Below are 19,686 nucleotides of genomic sequence, written 5' to 3'. Positions count from 1 at the left end.
GCTCCGCTTGCGTCAAGAGTAATGGCTTGGCAAAAAGCCGAGCTACGCCTGGAGGAGGATCTTCCCCCAGGACGGACCCTCAGTCACGTCGGCGCCGGAAGAGTCCGCGGCGGGGCGGACCCGCGGCGGCGGTTTCCGCGGCCGTTTCCCGCACGGCTTCCGCTTGTTCGCCTTGCTCGCCCTGTTCACTGTGTCCGGCTCGTTCGGCTCGTTCGCCTTGCTCGGCGTGTGCGTCCGAGCGGCGGACGGCGGCCAGCAGGTCACGGGCGAGGCTCGTATAGGTGTCGTCCAGCCAGGGGCAGAGCAGCACCAGGCGGCACAGCGAGCCGAGGACGGTCACCTCGCGGGTCTGGTACGCCTTCGCCGCGTCCAGCATCCGTTCGGTCAGGCGCAGGCCGACGTCGGCGCGGACGGCCGGGTCGCCCCAGGCGGTGGCCACCATGGCGAAGGCCGCCGTCTCGTTGACCCAGTCCTCGGGGCCGTGCAGCAGGTCGAGCAGGACCGCGCGGCGCCGGGAGTCCTCCCATGGCTCGTCGGCGCGGTGGTGGGCCACGCCCAGGCAGGCGAAGGTCTGCACGGCGCGAATCCACAGCTCGGGGCGGTGGTCGCGCAGGAAGCGGCCCTGGTCGTCGTCCGGCGGCTGCGGCGGGTGGGCGAGGACGCCGAGCAGGTCGTCGAGGCCGAGCCCGGCCAGCCGCACCGCGTGGTCGTACGCGGCGGGCAGGTGCGGCCAGCTCACCGAGGCGGTGTCCTGGACCAGCCCCGCGGCCTCGGGCGACGGCGGCGCGACGGCGGGCAGCGCGGCCAGGCCCTCGTACCGCCAGATCCGGACGGCGACCTCGGCGGTCGGCTGCCGGGGGTCGGGGTCGCCCGCCGCGTCGTTGACGAGCGTGCCGCCGGGCAGCGCGAGGGCGAAGGCGAGGGCGGCGCTCGGCGGTTCGACCGCGGAGGCGGACAGCTTCGCGCCGCCGCCGGACCGGATCGCCTGCGCGTCGGGGCTCTCCAGGATCTGGTGCAGGACGTTGACGGTCGCCTCGGTGGCGCTGTCGACCACGCCGAGCCACGGCTGCCACTCGCTGTGCCGGGCCAGGACGGTGCCCGCGTAGGGGTGGTCGGGGTGCTCGCGCAGGTGGTCGGTGAGCGCGACGAGATGGGCCGGGTCGCCGTCGGCGGCGTAGCGGACGCCGTGCACGGCCGGGGCGGCCTGCGGGTGCCGCGGGTCCGCGGTGACGGCCCGCTCGGCCCACGCCAGGCCCTGCTCGGCGCGGCCGGTGACCGCGTACAGCTCGGCGATGTCGACCATCAAGGAGAGGTCGGAGTCGTCCCTGGCCATCTCCTCCTCCCAGACCCGCAGCGCCTCGTCGGGGCGGCCCGCGGCGCGCAGCGCGTAGCCGAGCATGACGCTGGGCACGTGTCCCGGCTGGACCCGGCCCGCCTGCCGGGCCCAGGCGATGGCGCGGTCGTGGTCCTCGAAGCGGCGGGCGAGTCCCGAGCCGATGGCGGCGAGCTGCGCCTCGTCCGGGTGGCGTTCGACCACCGCGCGGGTCAGGTCGTAGAAGGGCCGCAGCGCGTCGCGGGCGTGCTCGGGCACGGGGTCGGGCAGCGCGCCGCCGACCGCGCGGGCCAGCGCCTGCGTCATGACCTGCGGCGGCAGCAGTTCGGGCAGCCGGTCCTGGGTGAGCCAGGCGACGTGCGACCACGGCCGGTCGTACTCGGCGCGTACGGCGGCGGCGATCAGGCCGACCGCCTCGGCCCACTCGCCGCAGGCGGCCTGGAGGTGCGCCCGGCAGACGACGGCGCCGATGTAGGGGTGGTCGAGCGGGAAGAGGTCGAGCGCGGCGCGCGGGCCGCCCGCGCGGGTGGCGAGTTCGGTGAGCGCCTCGTGGGTCTCGGGGAGCAGCGGGTCGATGGCGACGGCGTTGCCCAGATGGCTCGCCGCGTGCGGCAGGTCGCCGCCGTCCATGATCAGCCGGGCCAGTGCCGTCTCGCCCTCGGCCGCCAGCCGTTCGTCACCGCCGCCCGCGCACAACTCGGCGTCCCCCGCGTGCAGTTCGTCCATCTCTCCCGCCCCTCCGTCGCGGCGCCGGCCCGCCTGGGGCCGGACTCGGACAGCTACGACCTGTCCGCGCCCGACCGTAGTACCCGCGCGTGTCGAACACGGTCACCGGGGTGTCACGGGCGTGACGCGGAACGCACCGCCACACCGGCTCGCGCAGTGGACGGTGGGCGCCGCGCGCGGTATTACTTGAGGGTGCAGACGAACACACGTTCGAACGTCAGGGAGCAGGCCATGCCACGCCCCGACCACACCCGCGCGCTGCACGCCGCCCTGCTCACCGCGGCGCGCGGCCTGCCGGTGATCCCGCTGTCCCGGACCAAACTGCCCGCCATCCGCTCACCGCACCGCGACGAGCCCCGTACGAGTGACTGCCGGGGCGCGTGCGGGCGTCCGGGACACGGTGTGTACGACGCGAGCACCGACCCGGCCCGGATTCGCTCCCTGTTCGCCGCCGCGCCCTGGGCGACGGGGTACGGGATCGCCTGCGGCCGGGCGCCGCACCATCTGATCGGCCTCGACCTGGACGTCAAGCACGGCGCCGACGGCGTCGCGGCGCTCACCGCCCTGGCCGCCGCCCACGGCTTCGCCGTGCCCGACACGGTCACGGTGCTCACCCCCAGCGGCGGACGCCACCTGTGGCTGACCGCGCCGACGCAGGTCCCCAACTCGGCGGGCCGCCTGGCGCCGGGCATCGACGTGCGCGGCGAGGGCGGTTACGTGGTCGGCCCCGGCTCGCGTACGGTCGCGGGCCGCTATCTGCTGGCGCCCGGCACCGCGGGCCATCCGCTGGCGCCCGCGCCGTCCGCGCTGCTGCTGCTCGCCGCGCCGCCACCGCCGGTCGCGCCGCCCCGCGATGCCTCCGCGCCGCGCCACCCCGCGGAGAAACGTGCCGCCGCGCTCGTCCGCTTCGTCCTGGATTCACACGAAGGAGAGCGCAACGGCCGGTTGTTCTGGGCCGCGTGCCGGGCGTACGACGCCGGTCTCGGCGAAGCGCTGGCACCGGCGCTGGTGACGGCGGCGGTGCACACCGGGCTGAGCGAGCGCGAGGCGGCGGCAACGGTGGCCTCGGCGGCCCGCCCGCGTACCTCCCCGCACCCGTAACCCCGGAACGAGGCACCCCGACACCCCGACGCCCCGGCACCCCGGCGGCTCCATGTGCCCTCCGGCACCCCGGCACGGGGTGCGGACCTCGCACCGGTCGGGTCGTACGGCTGCCGACCGGCTGCCCGCGACCGGGGTACGCACCGGCCTTCCCGGGCATGACGTGTACACCAGCTCACACCATGGGGGCCCGCATGCTGCACATCCTGATCGTCGCCGCGGTCATCGCCGCCATAGTCATCGCCATAGCCCTGGCCGTCACCGGCCGCCGCGGCCGCATCCGCTGAGGCCCGCCTCACGCGGAAGGGGGCACCGCCCGTCGGCTCCGGGGGGCGTGGGGGCACCGTGCTGGCACGGTGCCCACCGGGCGGTCCTCTGGGTGGAGCGGGGTCACCGCCGGTGAGGGCGGTGGTGCCCGGAGCCGGACTTGAACCGGCACGCCCCCGAGGGGCAGCGAGGTTTAAGCTCGCCGTGTCTGCGTTCCACCATCCGGGCCGGCGAGGCGCAGTGAAAAGCGTATCGGGGTTGGAGATCCCGAACAGGGCGCCCAACCGGCCATGTTGTCTTATTTTAGGGGTTACTGACGGGGTGTTAGTACGAGTTCCAGGGTTCTTGGGCTGAACAGGCACCGTTCACAGCAGTATCAGTCGCCACGCACAAGTGACGCGAAATCGCTCTCCGCGACCGGATCTCGCCCTCCGCGCTCAGCCGGGCCCCGCTCAACTCGCCTCAGCACCGCCCAAACCCAGCACAGCCCAAACCCAGCCGGCTCGGCGCAACGGGCTCGGGCCCAACCGGGCTCAACGCAACCGGGCTCAGCTCAACCGGGCTCAACTCAGCCACGCCGTGCGGGTCGCGGGCATGCCGGGGTCGCCGTCGGGGGCGGTGCGCACCGCGAGGACCTGGTTGACCCCGATCCGGTTGCGCTCGAAGGCCAGTGCGGAGGCCGCCATGTAGACCCGCCAGACCCGGGCGCGCCCGGCCGACGTGGCCCGCGCGGCGGCGCCCCAGGCGTCCTCCAGATTGCGCACCCAGGCGCGCAGCGTGCGCCCGTAGTGCTCGCGCAGCGCCTCGACGTCCCGCACCTCGAACCCGGCCTCCTCCAGCCGGGCCACCGTCGACCCGACCGGCGCCAGCTCCCCGTCGGGGAAGACGTACCGGTCGATGAACTCGTCGATGCGGTACGACTCCTCGTCGCGCAGCGGGCGGCGCGCGATCTGGTGGTTGAGCAGCCGCCCGCCCGGCCGCAGCAGTCCGTACAGCGCCTGCGCGTACTCGCGGTAGCGCTCGCTGCCGACGTGCTCGGCCATGCCGATGGACGAGATCGCGTCGTAGGGGCCGTCCTTGACGTCCCGGTAGTCCTGGACGCGGATGTCGATACGGTCGGTGAGCCCGGCCTCGGCGATCCGCTTGCGGGCGAAGGCGGCCTGCTCGGTGGAGAGCGTGACGCCCGTCGCGTGGACGCCGTAGTGCTCGACGGCGTGCAGCACCATCGACCCCCAGCCGCAGCCGACGTCCAGCAGCCGCATCCCCGGCCGGAGGCCCAGCTTGCGGCAGACCAGGTCGAGTTTGGCGGACTGCGCCTCCTCCAGCGTGGTCTTCTCGCCCTCCCACACCGCGCAGGAGTAGACCATCGAGGGGCCGAGGACCAGCGAGTAGAAGTCGTTGCCCACGTCGTAGTGGTGGGCGATGGCCGCCTTGTCGCGGGGCCTGCTGTGGGCGATCCCGGTACGGCGGCGGACCTCCTCGGGCGGCGGCGGGGGCGGCAGCCCGGGCCCGGCCAGCGCGAGGGCCGCGCGGGCGACGCGGTAGTTCGCCGGGTCGCGCAGGACGCCCGCGGTACGGCGCACGGCGGCGGCCGTACTCTGCGCGGGCCCTTCCTCGCGCTCCCAGAACAGCCCGGACAGCAGGCCGAGCGCCTCGTAGAAGTCGCCGTCGACATCGAGGTCGCCGGAGACATAGGCGCGGGCCAGGCCCAGCTCGCCGGGCTTCCACAGCAGTCGGCGCAGCGCGCGGCGGCGCCGGATGACGAGGACGGGGGCGCCGGGCGGCCCGGCCTCGCTGCCGTCCCAGGCGCGCACGCGCAACGGGAACGGAGTCGAGAGGGCGTGGTCGGCGAGTTCGACGATTCTGTGAGCCGCGTCAGCCATGCTTCCGAGCGTACGACTGAAAGACAGTCTCCGCTGACGAATCTACGTTGCGGATACATGCATTTTTTCCGGGGCGGTCACCGGGGGCGGCGCGGGCGCCGCGCGGCGGAAGCGGAGGACGCCGCGCGGGTGCGCGGGACGGGCGGCGAGGCGCCGCCCGACCGGCTCTCGGCGGGGCGTCCGGCGGCTCGGGGGCAGACCGCGCGGGCAGGTCCCGGAAACGGCGCCGGGTACGCCGAAGGGCGCCCGCACCACGGATGGCGGGCGCCCTTCGGACGGTGCAGCGGGTGCGGCGCGCGCGCCGCGGCGCGTCAGGACGCCTTGGCGGGTTCCGCCGTCTTCTCGGCGGGAGCCGGCACCGCCGCGGCCGGAACCGGAGCGGGGCGGGCGGCCTCGTAGAACTCCTCGCGCGGGTTCTCGATCGCGCCGAGCGAGACGACCTCGCGCTTGAGGAACATGCCGAGCGTCCAGTCGGCGAAGACCCGGATCTTGCGGTTCCAGGTCGGCACGGCCATGCCGTGGTAGCCACGGTGCATGTACCAGGCCAGCCGGCCCTTGACCTTGATCTTGGCCTTGCCGAAGACGATCATCGCGACGCCCTTGTGCAGGCCGAGACCGGCGACGGCGCCCTTGTTCGCGTGCTTGTACTCCTGCTGCGGGAAGCCGCGCATCCCGGAGACCACGTTGTCGCCGAGCACCTTCGCCTGGCGCAGCGCGTGCTGGGCGTTCGGCGGGCACCAGGCGCCCTCGCCCGCGGCGAGGTCGGGGATCTGGGCGTTGTCGCCCGCGGCCCAGATGTAGTCGCTGCCCTGCACCTGGAGGGTGGGGGCGGTGTCCACGTGACCGCGCGGGCCCAGCGGCAGACCGAAGCGGGCGAGCGCCGGGTTGGGCTTCACACCGGCCGTCCACACGATGGTGGAGGCGTCGACCTCCAGGCCGTTGGCGAGCACCACGTGCTTGTCGACGCAGGACTTCATCGACGTGCTGAGGTAGACCTCGATGCCGCGCTCGCGCAGGTGCTCCAGGCCCCACGTGCCGAGCTGCGGGCCGACCTCGGGGAGGATCTTGTCCGCCGCGTCCACCAGGATGAAGCGCATGTCCTCGCGCTTCACGTTCGGGTAGTACTTGGCCGCGTCGCGGGCCATGTCCTCGACCTCGCCGATGGTCTCCGCACCCGCGAAGCCGCCGCCGACGAACACGAAGGTCAGCGCCTTGCGGCGGATGTCCTCGTCGGTCGTGGAGTCGGCCTTGTCGAGCTGCTCCAGGACGTGGTTGCGCAGGCCGATGGCCTCCTCCACGCCCTTCATCCCGATACCGTTCTCGGCCAGGCCGGGAATCGGGAAGGTACGGGAGACCGCGCCGAGCGCGATGATCAGGTAGTCGAACGGCAGCTCGTAGGACTCGCCCACGAGCGGCTCGACCGAGGCGACCTTGCGGTCCTGGTCGATGTCGACGACCCGGCCGGTGAGCACCTCGGCCCCGGGCAGGACGCGTCGCAGCGGGACGACGACATGCCGCGGGGAGATGCTGCCGGCGGCAGTCTCAGGAAGGAAGGGCTGGTACGTCATGTACGAGCGCGGGTCGACGACTGTGACGGTCGCCTCGCCGTACCGCATCTTCTTCATGATGCGACGCGCCGCGTACAGGCCGACGTAACCGCCGCCTACTACGAGGATCCGTGGACGCTCCGTGGTGCTCATGGCGACAAGTATTCAGCACGTCCCAGGGGGGTGCTCGTGAGCCCCTTCACAAGGTACTGGACACCCTGTGCTATCCTGCCCGGCTTCATGACCAGGGCCTATCTGACCTGCGCGGACTCCTCCGCACCGCCCGCTCCGGCCACCGCCTCTGAGCAGCGCTGATCGATCACCGCTCATCCGTCGTTCCGACGCCCGTCACACCGCCGAAACACTCTCCCGCCAAGGATTCAGGGGGTTTGACACGCGGTCACCTTGGAAAATTTGGGCCGCGGGGCGGGAACTTCATGTGAAGAGTTTCACAAAGCTTTTCCGGAGGAGGGTCCTCCGGCCGGGTCATCCGGCCCCCGTGCGGGTGAAGACGTGGGTCGTCCGGGTCCCCGGCGCGGCCTCCATCGTATGGGTCCAGTGCAGGAAGCCGGCCTCCTGAAGCTGCTGGTCGAGCCCGTCGTCGCCGTGGGAGTAGAGCCGGAATTCGGTCAGCGCGGGGAAGCACTCGCGGAGCCGTTTGAGGTAGTCCGCGACCTCGCCGACGCCGAACACCATGTCGGACCTGACCGCGAGGACGGACAGCCCCGGAAAGCGCTCCGCCAGCAGCCGCGGATCGAGCGTGGCCGGGGCGGCCCGCACCGACAGCAGCCATACCGCGCGCCGCGCTTCGGCGGGCCACAGCCCCGCCATGCGCCACGCGCTCAGGCCGCAGTCGGGACAGGCGCAGTCGTCGAACCACAGCTCCTGGACGCCCGGCGCCGTCGGCGCCGGGAAGCGGTCGTGCCGGACGGAACCGTCGAGGGACAGCACCAGCAGGGCGGGCGGCAACTCGAGGCCGGACAGGCCCGGCTCGGGGTCGACCAGACGCAGTGAGCGCAGATTCCGCAGCCGCCGGACGACCGCGTAGCTGTCGGCGGCGCCGTCGACCGTGAGGTCCGTGACGCCGGTCAGCCGGTGGAGATGGGGCAACTCGTGCGGCCCCACCGTCAGGGGCCCGAGCCAGGACAGTTCGGAGAGCACGACATGGGCGAACTCCGCCGTGTCGAAGTCGGGCCACATGCCGACCAGCCGCCGCTCGGTCTCCAGGTCGGGGACCGCGGCGAAACGGGCCAGCAGCCGCATGGCGGAGGGCCCGCCGACCAGGCGGCAGGTCTCCAGGATCGCCCGCACCACCCCGGGCGCCAACTCGGGCCGGGGGCCGGGCATCTGATCGAGCACCACCTCGCCGAGATTCGCCAGCGCCGCGGCCTGCGCCGGATTCTGCGGGGGGATCAGCTCCGCCGCCCGCCGTCTCGCCTCGTCGACGACGCGCGGGTCGATCGCGGTGCCGTCGCCGACGCAGTCCACGGCGAGAACGGTCAGCCGCAGCCGGTGGGCCTTGTCCCGACGGGCCCGTTTCAACAGGGACTTGATCAGGTGATCGCGCTCGGAGTCCCGCGCCCGCCCGGACACCATCACCACGACGTCCTGCCACTGGTCCTCGTGCGCGTGCTTGATCAGCAGGGCCAGATCGCCGTCGTTGAGCAACTGGTCCGCCGCCAGGTACTCCTGGAAGGTGCGGTGCACGAAGTCCACCGAGTCGTGCGCCGGGGCGCGCAACAGCCCCGACCGCTCCAGCAGTTGGCGGGCCACGGCGGCGGATTCCTCGGGGTACTGCGCCGAGTCCGCGAGGTACGCGGCCACCCGCCCGGTGAGCTGGGCGAAGGAGATCTCGGTCAGGTCGTTGCGGATCATCCAGTACGCGAGCCTGCGCAGCAGCATCTCCTGGACTCCGCTGCGCAGCCGCGGGCCCTCCACCGCGATGTTCCGCTGCTGGTCGCGGCGGACCAGCAGCATCTCCAGCGCCGCGTCGTACACCTTGACCCGGTCGTCGGGAAGCTGCATGTCCCGGTCCCAGTGCAGCGCGCAGAGCAGGGCGCACAGCAGCGGGTTCCCGCCGAGTCTGCGCAACTCGCGCCGCTCGGACAGGCTGCGCACGAGAGCGTGCTCGTACGTCGTCAGGCGCGCCCGTTCCTCCGCGTCCTCGGCGGTGGACCGCATGGTGGTGTGCCAGTGCTCGATGAACTGGTTCTGGTCCGACGGACTCATCGGGGCCAGTTCGAAGGAGGCGAAGCCCATCGGGGCGAGCCAGCGTTCGGTCACGGCCGCCTGCCGCGAGGTGACGACATACCGGCAGTCCGGGTATCCGCTGGTCAACTCGCGCAGCCAGTCGCGGACTTCGTCGCGGCGGCTCGCGGGCAGTTCGTCCACGCCGTCGATCAGCACCAGGCTGTGCGCGGAGTCCAGCGCGTCCCGGACGAAGCCGTCCGGCGCGACGTCGGCGAGCGTCCTGGCGGCGTAGGTCAGGAAGTCCTCGGGGGCGGGCAGCGGCCGTTCGGCGAAGTGCCGCAGCGGGAGGAAGAACGGCGTCGCGCCGTTCCACCGGCCCATCGGCTCCGGCAGATCGCCCCGAATGGCTCCCACGGCAAGCCACTTGAGCAGCGTGGTCTTGCCGGAACCGGCGTCTCCCCTGATCAGCACCCGCTTGGCGGCGTGGATCGCCTCCTGCACGCGCTGGGCGCTGCCCTCGCCCTGGACGGTGAGGCTGATGTACGACGTGCTCATCCGGTAGCGGAAGTCCGAACGGCGCAGTGTCACACCGAACAGCTCCATCGTGTCCAGCAACGTCTCCACGCACGGGTGGTACTTGGCGAGGAACGCCTGCTCGGCCGCGGTGCGTACGGCCGCGGCCGACGGCGCCGGTTCCCCGTCCGCCGCGGCCTTCGCCGTCAACGTCGCTTCCCGCTCGGCCGACTTGGCCCGCACCCACCGCTCGCGGCACTCGCGCCGGACGGCCTCCGCGCGCTCCCGGCCGCCGCCCTCGTGGAGGACGCAGGCCACCGCGATCGAGACGGCGTCGTCGACCGAGGGCAGGCTCTCGCCCTGCAACGCCCGGCCCAGCGTGGACTTCGGTACGGGGCGGCCGCGCGGTACGGCGCCGGTCAGCCGGGCCAGGACGGCCAGCGACGGGTCGCCCGCGTGGGCCCGTAATCGTGCCAGCCACACCGCGAAGTCGGCCGCCGCCGACAGGTCCTCCGACTGATCCATGCCCCGCCGTTCCGGTCTGCCCAACCCTGTCCAGCCCTGCCCGACCCCGTCCAACCCTGTCCAACACTGTCCAGCATCTTCCCGCGTGCTGGAGGCGGTGTCCGCGCTCCGGCTCAACTCGTCACGTACACAGAGAAGAAGGGGAAGGACATCGTGACGGTCATCGAGACGGCGGCGGCAGCCGCGCGGACGGAATTCAGCTGAGAAAGTGTGCCGGCGCTCGCCCCGGGAGGCCCTTCGCCGGGCTTCCGCGGGGCCGCCGGGGACGTGCGGGCGGCCCCCCGGCGGACTCCCCCAGCCGGGTCGGGCCAGGCCCGCAGGCGGCGCGTGAAGGGGTCGCCACAAAGGCTCTGACCTGGGCTTTCATGCCCGATGGGCCTAGCGTTCTCCCTGTCGGAAACGCCGGAGAAGACCGGAGAAGAGGGGGCTGGCGTGGAGCGGGACATCAGGTCGGTGGAGGACGTACTGAGGCTGCTGGACGGGCTGTTCGCCGCGGACGCGGACCGGTGGACGGCAGGGGCCGCCGGGTGGTGGGACGGGTTCTACGGGGACCGGGAACGCGGAGTGCCGTTCTTCGTGGACAAGCCGGACGAGAACCTGGTGTCCTGCCTGGACCGGGAGGTGGTGCGGCCGGGACGGGCGTTGGACCTGGGGTGCGGGCCGGGGCGCAACGCGGTGCTGCTGGCGCGGCGCGGCTTCGAGGTGGACGCCGTCGACCTGTCACCGGCCGCCGTGCGATGGGCGCGGGAGCGGGCGCGCGCGGCCGGGGTGGAGGGAATCCGCTTCCACGAAGGGGACGCCTTCGCGCTGAGCGAGGGCGGCGACGGCGACGGCATGGGCGCGGGCGCGGGCGCGTTGAGCGGGCCGTACGACCTGGTCTGCGACTCCGGCTGCTTCCACCATCTGCCGCCGCACCGCAGGATCAGCTATCTGGCGCTGCTCGACCGCGTGCTCGCCCCCGGCGGCCATCTCGCGCTCACCTGCTTCGCCGCGGGGGCGATGGGCTCGGAACTGCCCGACGCGGACTTCTACCGGGACGCGCGGCTGCACGGCGGCCTCGGCTACACCCCCGAGTCGCTGCGCTGGATCTTCTCCGGCCTGACCGAGGTCGAACTGCGCCGCATGCGCGACGAGCCGAAGGACTCCCCGTACTTCGGGGAGCCCTTCCTCTGGACGGCCCTGTTCCGCAGGGACGGCTAGGGCCTGTCCCGACCCGCCGACTCCGCCACCGCGTACGCGATCCCGTCGAGGATGTCGTGTTCGCTGACCACGACCTCCTTCGCGCCCGTGCGCTCCATGATCCGCAGCAGCACCAGCGCGCCCGCGCCGATCACGTCCACGCGGCCCTCGTGCATCACGGGGATCGCGGCGCGCTCGGCGTGGGTGGCGGCCAGCAGCCGCGCGGTGATCTCCGCGACCTGCTCGACGGTGATACGGGAGTGGTGGATCGCGGCGGAGTCGTACGCGGCCAGGCCGAGCGCGATGCCCGCGACGGTGGTGACCGACCCGGCGAGACCCACGAGCGTACGGGCCCGGTCGAGGGGGACGGCGCGGGCCGCCTCGTCCAGGGCGGCGTCGATGTCGGCGCGGATCGCGGCCACCCGGTCGCCGGTCGGCGGGTCGACGACCGCGCCGTCCGCCACCAGGTGCCGTTCGGTCAGACGGACGCAGCCGATGTCGACCGAGCGGGCGGCGGTGACCGTGTCGTCGCCGAGGACGAACTCGGTGGAGCCGCCGCCGATGTCGACCACCAGATACGGCGTGTCCAGGGCCTCGGCACCGGTCAGGCCGCGGGTGGCGCCGGTGAAGGAGTAGGCGGCCTCCTGGTCGCCGCTGATCACCTCGGGCTCGACGCCGAGGAGGGAGACGACTCCGCGTACGAAGTCGTCCCGGTTCTCCGCGTCGCGGGACGCGGAGGTCGCCACGAAGCGGACGCGGTCCGCGCTGACGCCGTGCTCCGCGATCACCTCCGCGTACTCGCGGCAGGCCGCGAAGGTCCGCTCCAGCGCCTCGGGGGCCAGCCGCCCCGTGCGGTCCACGCCCTGGCCGAGCCGGACGATCCGCATCCTGCGGTCGAGGTCGGTCAGCGCGCCGGTCGCGGGGTCGACGTCGGCGACGAGCAGCCGGATCGAATTCGTCCCGCAGTCGACGGCCGCCACGCGGACGGTCGTGCCCCGCGGCCCGTCGGTCGCCGTACCGGTCGTCACGCGGACTCCTCCGTCTCGGGGGCGGTCCCGGTCCCGGTCGCGGTTCCGTTTCCGGTCCCGGTCGCGGTTCCGGTCTCCGTCGCGGGGGCGACGCACGGGCCCTTCGCCCACCACTCGGGCAGCATGGCGATGGCCTCGTCGCCGAGCGGGTTCACGCCGGGGCCCGCGGCCAGGGAGTGGCCGACGAGCACGTGCAGGCACTTGACGCGGTCCGGCATGCCGCCCGCGCTGGGGAAGCCCTCCAGGACCTCGATGGCGTCGCGCCGCGCGATGTAGTCCTCGTGGGCCGCGCGGTAGGCCGCGGCCAGCTCCTCGTCCTCGGCGAGCCGGGCGGTCATCGTCTTCATCACGCCGTCGGCCTCCAGCGTGCCGATCGCGGACGCGGCGCGCGGACAGGTCAGGTAGTACAGCGTCGGGAAGGGCGTGCCGTCCTCCAGCCGGGGCTGGGTCTCGACCACGTCCGGGTTGCCGCAGGGGCAACGGTGCGCGATCGCGCGCAGGCCGCGCGGCGGGCGGCCGAGCTGCGCCGTGAACGCGGCGACGTCCGCGTCGGTGGGCGGGGTGGGGGCGGTGGGCTCGGGGTGCTTCGTCATGGGCCGTTCTAGGTCGGGGGCGGTACGCGGGGAGCGAGGGGTCAGTGCCGGGGCGCGGCGGCGGCGTCGGCGTGGTCGAGGCTGTCCCACAGATTGTCGTACCAGGGGCGGTGTGCGGCGGCCTCGTTCGTCGTCCGGTGGTCGGCGGCGGCGTCCCCGGTCGGGGCCGGCGCCGCCACGTTGTAGCCGGTCTCGCCGGGCAGGACGAAGTGCAGGTGCTCGCGGGCCTGCGTCCGTACGTACTGCGGGTCCTGCCAGCGCGCCTTCTCCTCGCGGAGCTCCTCGACCCGCTGGCGGGCCTTCTGGGCCTCGCGGCGCTGGTCGGCGATGTCGGAGCGCTGGGCGATGTACTGCCGTGTCGGGTAGGCGAGCGCCACGACCAGGGCGCACAGCACCAGGGCGAGCAGCGCCGCGCGGCCGGTGAGCTTGTTGCGCCGCGGCGGGCGCCGCTTGGCCGCCGCCCGGTACACCCGGGCCTGCGCCTCCTGGCCGATGGCCTTCAGCCGGGCCGAGGTGGAGAACCGATCCGCCCCCACGCCGTGTCTCCCCTCGCCGTCCTCGCACGCCGTCGCGTCCACACGCTGCCGTACGGGCGCGCACGCCAGTACGTCCCCGCCCACGGTACGGGACCGGGTGCGGGGACGTACGGAGGCCGGGGCCCGGAAACGGACGGCTCAGTGCTTGAAGCGGGGGAACGCCGAGCGACCCGCGTACACGGCGGCGTCGTCCAGGATCTCCTCGATCCGCAGGAGCTGGTTGTACTTGGCGACGCGCTCGGAGCGGGCCGGGGCGCCGGTCTTGATCTGGCCGCAGTTGGTGGCGACGGCCAGGTCGGCGATGGTGACGTCCTCGGTCTCGCCGGAGCGGTGCGACATCATGCACTTGTAGCCGTTGCGCTGGGCCAGCTCGACGGCGTCCAGCGTCTCGGTCAGCGAGCCGATCTGGTTGACCTTCACCAGCAGCGCGTTCGCCGTGTCGTTGTCGATGCCCTTCTGCAGGCGCTCGGGGTTGGTGACGAACAGGTCGTCGCCGACGATCTGCACCTTGCTGCCGAGCTTCTCGGTGAGGACCTTCCAGCCCGCCCAGTCGTCCTCGAACAGCGGGTCCTCGATGGAGACCAGCGGGTAGGAGGCGACCAGGTCCTCGTAGTACTCGGTCATCTCGGCGGCCGAGCGCTCCTTGCCCTCGAACTGGTACTTGCCGTCCTTGTAGAACTCGGAGGCGGCGACGTCCAGCGCGAGCGCGATGTCCTGGCCGGGCGCGTACCCGGCCTGCTTGATGGCCTCGATGATCAGGTCGAGCGCCTCGCGGTTCGAGCCGAGATTCGGCGCGAAACCGCCCTCGTCGCCGAGGCCGGTGGACAGGCCCTTGGTCTTCAGCACGCCCTTGAGCGTGTGGTAGACCTCGGCGCCCCAGCGCAGCGCCTCGGAGAAGGACTCCGCGCCGACGGGGGCGATCATGAACTCCTGGATGTCGACGTTGGAGTCCGCGTGCGAGCCGCCGTTGAGGATGTTCATCATCGGCACGGGCAGCACATGCGCGTTCGGGCCGCCCAGGTAGCGGAAGAGCGGCAGGTCGGACGCCTCGGAGGCGGCGTGCGCCACGGCGAGCGAGACGCCGAGGATCGCGTTGGCGCCGAGCGAGGACTTGTCGGGCGTGGCGTCCAGGTCGAACATCGCCTGGTCGATCAGCCGCTGCTCGGTGGCGTCGTAGCCGACCAGCTCCGGGCCGATCTGCTCGATGACGGCGAGGACGGCCTTTTCGACGCCCTTGCCCTGGTAGCGGTTCTTGTCGCCGTCGCGGAGTTCGAGGGCCTCGAATGCGCCGGTGGAGGCGCCGGACGGGACCGCCGCGCGGCCGGTGCTGCCGTCGTCGAGGCCGACCTCGACCTCGACGGTGGGGTTGCCTCGCGAGTCGAGGATTTCCCGGGCTACGACGACGTCGATGGACGGCACGAGTGTCTCCTTCAGTCCTTCTGAGATGTCTCTGTCTTTTTCGACCTGAGCCTAACCGTCTTCGGTGTCGCGCCCGGTACCGAGCCCGGACCCTGAGACGGAAAAAGGCCCCGGCCGGGCACGCTCGGGGGAGAGTACGTGCCCGGCCGGGGATCACATCCCGTGGCCTCAGCCCAGGTGCAGGTGCTGGCCCGGGTAGATCAGGTTGGCGTCCTGCACGATGTCCTTGTTCAGGTCGAACAGGTGCTGCCAGCCGCCGGAGACGTGGTGCGCGGTGGCGATCTTGGAGAGCGAGTCGCCGGAGACGACGGTGTACTCGCCGTTGCCCTTGCCGTGGCTCTTGTGGTGGGTGACCGGCGCGGAGGTCTCGGCCGGGGCCGGGGTGCTCTGCTGCTGCGACGGCTGCGAGGAGCTGTCGGAGGAGCCGGTGTTCGAGGAGTCCGAGCTGCTGGAGCCGGAGGAGCTGGAAGAGCTGGAAGACGACGACGAGGAGGACGACGACGGCGACGAGGTGTCGACGTTCGCCGCGGAGCCGCCCGAGGTCAGGTTGCCGGCGCCGGCGCAGGCCCAGGCACCCGGGCCCTGCATGGCGAGCAGCTTCTCGGCGGTGGCGATCTGCTGGTCCTTGGTGGCCAGGTCGGCGCGCGCGGCGTACTGGGTGCCGCCCGCGGCCTCCCAGCTCGACTGCGAGAACTGGAGGCCACCGTAGTAGCCGTTGCCGGTGTTGATGGACCAGTTGCCGCCGGACTCGCACTGGGCGACGGCGTCCCACGTGGAGACGGAGGCGGCGGAGGCGGAGGTGGCTCCGAGGAGCGGTACGGCGATCGCGGTGCCGGTGACACCGGCGAGCGCGGCGATGCGGACGAGCTTGGACGTACGGCGGTGCTTAGCCATGGTTCGTGTCCTCACCGACGCCTGCGAGGTGAGCTGTCGGGTTCGGGCGTGAGTTGCCCGGCCGGATCCGCGACCGCGGATTCCGTGCTTAACCCCGAGCCGGTGCGTTCCGCAGGCTGCGTGCCGTACGAACGTGACCGGCGAAAGACCTTGGGTCCCCCGCTCCTGCCTACGGCGCTTTCGCGTCGACTGTTCCCGTCGGTCGGCGGCAGGACTCGGCGTTCCTGACCGGCGGGGCCCGCTGTGGCGAGCGATGACGACGCTAAGCACAGGCGCCGGAAAGGACAAACATCCGCGTTCCGCCCCCGCACCGCTCCCGCCCCCAGAGCGGGTTCAGAGAATCGCAGGTCACAGGGGCCGGTTTCAGCGCTCTGCGAGCGGGCGGTCACAGGGGCGGGCGAGAGGCTTGTCACACGGGCCGCGGAGGACGTCGTACGGTTCGTCCGGTTTGCCCCCGCGGCCGTGACGGACAGTCAGAAAGACGCGGAGCCCTCAGCCGAGGTCAAGTGTCAGGATCTGACCCGGTTTGATGAGGTTCGGGTCCTGGCCGATCACCTGCCGGTTGGCGTCGTAGAGACCGCTCCAGCCGCCCTGGACGTGGTGGCTGGAGGCGATACCGGCGAGCGAGTCGCCGTACGCGACGGTGTAGTCGTGGCCGCCGTCGGCGCTGTGTCCGGTGTCGCTGGCGCCGGTGGCTCCGGTGCTGCCGTCGTCCGAGCCCTTGCCGGTGTCCGTACCGCTGTCCGCGCCCGCGTCCGTGACGGCGGTCAGCTCCGTACGGGTCGCCTGGTCGGCCGCGGCCAGCTCGGCGTCGGTGGGCACGTACGGCTTCGCGTGGCGGCCCGTGCCGGGCGTCGCGGGCGCGTCGGCGGTGGGCGAGCCCGGAGTGTTCCGCGAGCCGTCACCGGGCGACGTGGGGGTGACGGGGGCGGTGGTGGGCGCCGTGGGCGTCACCGGGGTGACCGTCGAGCCGTCGGCGGGCCCGGTGGGCGTGTCCGTCCCCGGCGCGGTCGGGATGATCGTCGGCAGCGACGGGTCGGTGTTCGAGCCACCGGTGCCGCCGGAACCGCCGGTCGTGGCGTCGCCGGAGGGCGGGGTCGAGGCGGACGGCGCCGGGGTGGTGGGGGTGGCCGCGGGCGTGCCGCCCGCCACGGGCGGCGTCACGGCGTCCAGCAGCCCCGTACCGTCCTCGCAGCCGGGCCAGGCGTTCGGCCCGAGGTCGGCGAGCATCCGCTCGGCGACGGCGATCTGTTCCGTCCTGGACGCGAGGTCGGGGCGTGGCGCGTACGCCTGGCCGCCGTAGGCGTTCCAGGTGTCCTGGGTGATCGCCAGGCCGCCGTAGAAGCCGTTGCTCGGGTCGGCGCTCCACAGGCCGCCGGTCTCGCATATCGCGACTTTGTCCCACGTGCTGGAGTCCGCGGCGTGCGCGGCCCCCGCGCCGAGGAGCGGGAGTGCGATCCCCGCGCCGGTCGCCGCGACGGTCACCATGGCCGCCGGGGCCTGTCGCGGTCGGCGGTGCCGGCCGTTCCCGGACGAGAGCATGCGGTCGCCTTTCTCGTAAGCCTTACGCGCCGGAGCGCGGTGCGTGACGTGACGGCGGCGGGGAGCGGGCCGGAGCCCGCCGACGTTGCTGGTGCTGTTGCTGCTGTTTCCGCTTCCGCTTCCGTGACGTCCGCCGCGTCTGGCGCGAGCCGTCCGCGAGAGGTGGCCGTCCGTACGCACCGTGCCCGTACGAGCGACCGCGCTTCTCGCGTTGACCGCAGAACGTAGCGGTGTTGGCCAACGGATCACAAGTCGGTGTAGCGATCATCACGTCGCGATCACGACCGTGACGCGACGTCACTTCTGTTGTGCGGCCTCGGCGGTGAACGACACCGGCAGCGTACGCAGTCCGCGCATGATCAGTCCGCCGCGCCAGCGCAATTCGGCCGGATCCGCCGCGAGCCGCAGGTCGGGGAGGCGGGTGAGAAGGGACGCGAGCGCCGTCCTGGCTTCCAGCCGGGCCAGCGGCGCGCCCAGGCAGTAGTGGATGCCGTGGCCGTAACCGAGGTGGGGATTGTCACGCCGGGCCAGATCGACGGTATCGGGCGCGTTGAAGCGCGCGGGGTCGCGATCGGCCGCCGCGAGTACCACCAGTACGGGGTCGCCCGCCGCGATCGACTGACCGCCGAGGCTCAGGTCGCCGGTCGCGTAACGCCAGGTGGCCAGCTCCACCGGGCCGTCGTAGCGCAGCAGTTCCTCCACCGCGGTCTCCAGCAGGCCGGTCTCGCCCGCGGCCAGCGACTCCTGGAGGCGGGCGCGCTGCTCCGGGTGGCGGAGCAAGGTGTGCACCCCGTTGCCGATGAGGTTCACAGTCGTCTCAAAACCGGCGAAGAGCAGGATGAAGGCCATGGCGGCGGCCTCGTTCTCCGTCAGGTGCTCGCCGTGGTCGCTCGCCCGGATCAGACCGGAGATCAGGTCCTCGCCCGGGTCTTCTCTCTTACGGTGGATCAGCTCGACCAGATACGCGCGCATCCGCTTCACCGACCGCGCCACTCCGCCGCGCGGGCCGCCGCCGTGCCGGATCATCATCCCCGCCCAGTCCCGGAAGTCGTCCTGGTCCTGCGGCGGCACGCCCAGCAGGTCGCAGATCGCGTAGATCGGCAGCGGGAAGGCGAAGTCGTGGATGAGGTCCGCCTCGCCGCTCGCCGCGAAGCCGTCGATGAAACGGTCCGTCAGTTCCTGCACCCGCGGCCCGAACTCCGCGACCCTGCGCGGGGTGAACGCCTTCGACACCAGGCGGCGCAGCCGCGTGTGGTCCGGCGGATCGATGTTCAGCAGATGCGTCATCAGATCCGCGCTGCGCTCCCCCGGAATCCCGGTCTTCCCCTTCGCCCCCGCCGACTCCGCGTGATGCACCGGATTCTTGCTCAGCCGCCCCTCCGCCAGCGCCTCCCGCGCGTCCGCGTACCGCGTCACCAGCCACGCCTCCACCCCGCTGGGCAACGTCGTCCGCCGCACCGGCGCGTGCTCCCGCAGCCAGGCGTAGGCGGGGTAGGGGTCGGTGGCGAATTCCCACGTGAAGAGGGTGGGTCCGCCGTCGGCCGGGTCGGTGGGGGCGGGGGTGGGGCCGGTGGGCGAGTCGGCGGTGGGGTCGGTGGTGGGGTCGGTCATGCGCCGACGCTATCCGGCCCGGCCGCGTTCCCGGCTCACCGGGACCTGGCCGTTGCGGGGGCGGGGGGGCGGGGGCGGGGGCGTCAGAGGCTCTCTGAGGTTGTGGACGCCAGGGCGACGCGGCTCAGGCGGTCGGACTGGCGGGTGGTTTCGGGGAGGCGGTAGGCGGGGGCGAGGGTCAGGGTGTGGGCGCAGGCGGTGGCGAGGTCGATGCCGTGGCCGGTGGAGACGTAGACGGGCTTGACGCCGGTCCGGGTGCGCAGGGCGCGGCCGACGGTTTCGCCGCCGTCGAGGAGGTCGGCGTACGCGCCGCGCTCCGGGGCGAGGGCGTCGGGGTCGTAGCGGCCGACGAACGGGGTCTTGGCGACTCCGGCGGTCGGCAGCCCGGTGAGCACGCCCAGGTGGCAGGCGAGGCCGAAGCGGCGCGGGTGGGACAGGCCGTGGCCGTCGCAGAGCAGCAGGTCGGGGGTGGCCCGCAGGGTGCGCAACGCCTCGACGAGGACGGGCAGTTCGCGGAAGGCGAAGAGTCCGGGCACATACGGGAAGGTCGTGGTCGCGGTGGCCGTGGCGCGCTCGACCACGTCGAGCGTCGCGGTGTCGATGACGACCACGGCCGCCGCGACGAGGTCCCCGGTGCCGCGTCCGTCGCCCGCGTAGGCGACGTCGAGCCCGGCGACCAGGCGGGGCGCGGCCGGTCCGGGGCCGCGGTGGTCGGCCAGCGGGCGCAGCCGGTCCTGGAGCGCCAGCGCCTCCGCCTCGTCGGCCGGCCAGGCGTGCGGCACGTCGACGCGCATCGGGG

At 73.0% G+C, this 19,686-nt stretch carries 14 protein-coding genes, 1 tRNA gene and 1 riboswitch; of the genes, 2 read left to right on the top strand and 13 right to left on the bottom strand.

The genetic code is table 11. The annotated features are described in order from the left end of the window. Positions 1 to 79: 79 nt before the first annotated feature. Positions 80 to 2,059: a tetratricopeptide repeat protein gene (locus ACZ4EF_RS03680; RefSeq protein WP_467502559.1), complete on the bottom strand. Its 1,980-nt coding sequence runs from the start codon at positions 2,057 to 2,059 to the stop codon at positions 80 to 82. 231 nt (positions 2,060 to 2,290) lie between these two features. Here ACZ4EF_RS03680 and ACZ4EF_RS03675 point away from each other — a divergent pair, with 231 nt between their 5' ends. After that, positions 2,291 to 3,160, top strand: coding sequence for a bifunctional DNA primase/polymerase (locus ACZ4EF_RS03675; protein WP_355346935.1), 870 nt, complete (start codon positions 2,291 to 2,293; stop codon positions 3,158 to 3,160). A gap of 409 nt (positions 3,161 to 3,569) precedes the next feature. Here the strand turns inward: ACZ4EF_RS03675 and ACZ4EF_RS03670 are convergent. From ACZ4EF_RS03670 to ACZ4EF_RS03655, 4 genes are all read right to left on the bottom strand, one after another. Continuing rightward, positions 3,570 to 3,655 (bottom strand) — tRNA-Leu (locus ACZ4EF_RS03670). 335 nt (positions 3,656 to 3,990) lie between these two features. Further along, positions 3,991 to 5,310 (bottom strand): class I SAM-dependent methyltransferase, encoded by a 1,320-nt coding sequence (locus ACZ4EF_RS03665; RefSeq protein ID WP_467502557.1) that lies wholly within the window; start codon positions 5,308 to 5,310, stop codon positions 3,991 to 3,993. Positions 5,311 to 5,621: 311 nt separating this feature from the next. Then, positions 5,622 to 7,010, bottom strand: coding sequence for an NAD(P)/FAD-dependent oxidoreductase (locus tag ACZ4EF_RS03660; RefSeq protein WP_355346929.1), 1,389 nt, complete (start codon positions 7,008 to 7,010; stop codon positions 5,622 to 5,624). Between the two features lie 333 nt (positions 7,011 to 7,343). After that, positions 7,344 to 10,085: an NACHT domain-containing protein gene (locus tag ACZ4EF_RS03655; protein ID WP_355346926.1), complete on the bottom strand. Its 2,742-nt coding sequence runs from the start codon at positions 10,083 to 10,085 to the stop codon at positions 7,344 to 7,346. A 432-nt stretch (positions 10,086 to 10,517) separates the two neighbouring features. Between ACZ4EF_RS03655 and ACZ4EF_RS03650 the strand changes: the two genes are divergently transcribed. Next, on the top strand, positions 10,518 to 11,285 hold the full coding sequence (locus ACZ4EF_RS03650) for a class I SAM-dependent methyltransferase (protein WP_467502555.1): 768 nt from the start codon (positions 10,518 to 10,520) through the stop codon (positions 11,283 to 11,285). On the opposite strand, the gene ACZ4EF_RS03645 is transcribed toward ACZ4EF_RS03650, so the two are convergent. The 8 genes from ACZ4EF_RS03645 to ACZ4EF_RS03610 all read right to left on the bottom strand — a co-directional run bounded on the left by ACZ4EF_RS03645 (position 11,282) and on the right by ACZ4EF_RS03610 (position 19,681). Next, positions 11,282 to 12,292 carry a Ppx/GppA phosphatase family protein gene (locus ACZ4EF_RS03645; RefSeq protein ID WP_401716111.1) on the bottom strand — a complete coding sequence of 337 codons (1,011 nt, stop codon included), beginning with the start codon at positions 12,290 to 12,292 and terminating at the stop codon, positions 11,282 to 11,284. The two genes, ACZ4EF_RS03650 and ACZ4EF_RS03645, sit on opposite strands and share 4 nt — an antisense overlap. Next, a complete protein-coding gene (locus ACZ4EF_RS03640) occupies positions 12,289 to 12,885 on the bottom strand; it encodes a DUF501 domain-containing protein (protein WP_391051600.1) in 597 nt (198 codons plus the stop codon). The genes ACZ4EF_RS03645 and ACZ4EF_RS03640 overlap by 4 nt, the downstream gene beginning before the upstream one ends. Positions 12,886 to 12,926: 41 nt before the next feature. Next, the gene (locus ACZ4EF_RS03635) at positions 12,927 to 13,421 is read right to left on the bottom strand and encodes an FtsB family cell division protein (protein ID WP_355346914.1); all 495 of its coding nucleotides are present in this window, start codon (positions 13,419 to 13,421) and stop codon (positions 12,927 to 12,929) included. 138 nt (positions 13,422 to 13,559) lie between these two features. Then, positions 13,560 to 14,840 (bottom strand): phosphopyruvate hydratase, encoded by a 1,281-nt coding sequence (gene eno / locus ACZ4EF_RS03630; protein ID WP_355346911.1) that lies wholly within the window; start codon positions 14,838 to 14,840, stop codon positions 13,560 to 13,562. 168 nt (positions 14,841 to 15,008) lie between these two features. Then, positions 15,009 to 15,734: a transglycosylase family protein gene (locus ACZ4EF_RS03625; protein WP_401310248.1), complete on the bottom strand. Its 726-nt coding sequence runs from the start codon at positions 15,732 to 15,734 to the stop codon at positions 15,009 to 15,011. A gap of 3 nt (positions 15,735 to 15,737) precedes the next feature. Next, positions 15,738 to 15,921: riboswitch (cyclic di-AMP (ydaO/yuaA leader) on the bottom strand. A 305-nt stretch (positions 15,922 to 16,226) separates the two neighbouring features. Beyond that, complete coding sequence (locus ACZ4EF_RS03620) at positions 16,227 to 17,276, bottom strand: transglycosylase family protein (RefSeq protein WP_391162288.1); 1,050 nt, start codon at positions 17,274 to 17,276, stop codon at positions 16,227 to 16,229. Positions 17,277 to 17,573: 297 nt separating this feature from the next. Beyond that, complete coding sequence (locus ACZ4EF_RS03615; RefSeq protein ID WP_391051607.1) at positions 17,574 to 18,887, bottom strand: cytochrome P450 family protein; 1,314 nt, start codon at positions 18,885 to 18,887, stop codon at positions 17,574 to 17,576. A gap of 83 nt (positions 18,888 to 18,970) precedes the next feature. After that, positions 18,971 to 19,681: an endonuclease V gene (locus ACZ4EF_RS03610; RefSeq protein ID WP_355346899.1), complete on the bottom strand. Its 711-nt coding sequence runs from the start codon at positions 19,679 to 19,681 to the stop codon at positions 18,971 to 18,973. Between the last annotated feature and the right edge of the window lie 5 nt (positions 19,682 to 19,686).

The organism is Streptomyces sp. NPDC025721 (assembly GCF_055558595.1).
The sequence above is the reverse complement of the archived record's forward strand: the minus strand, read 5'-3'. Positions and strand labels throughout refer to the sequence as shown.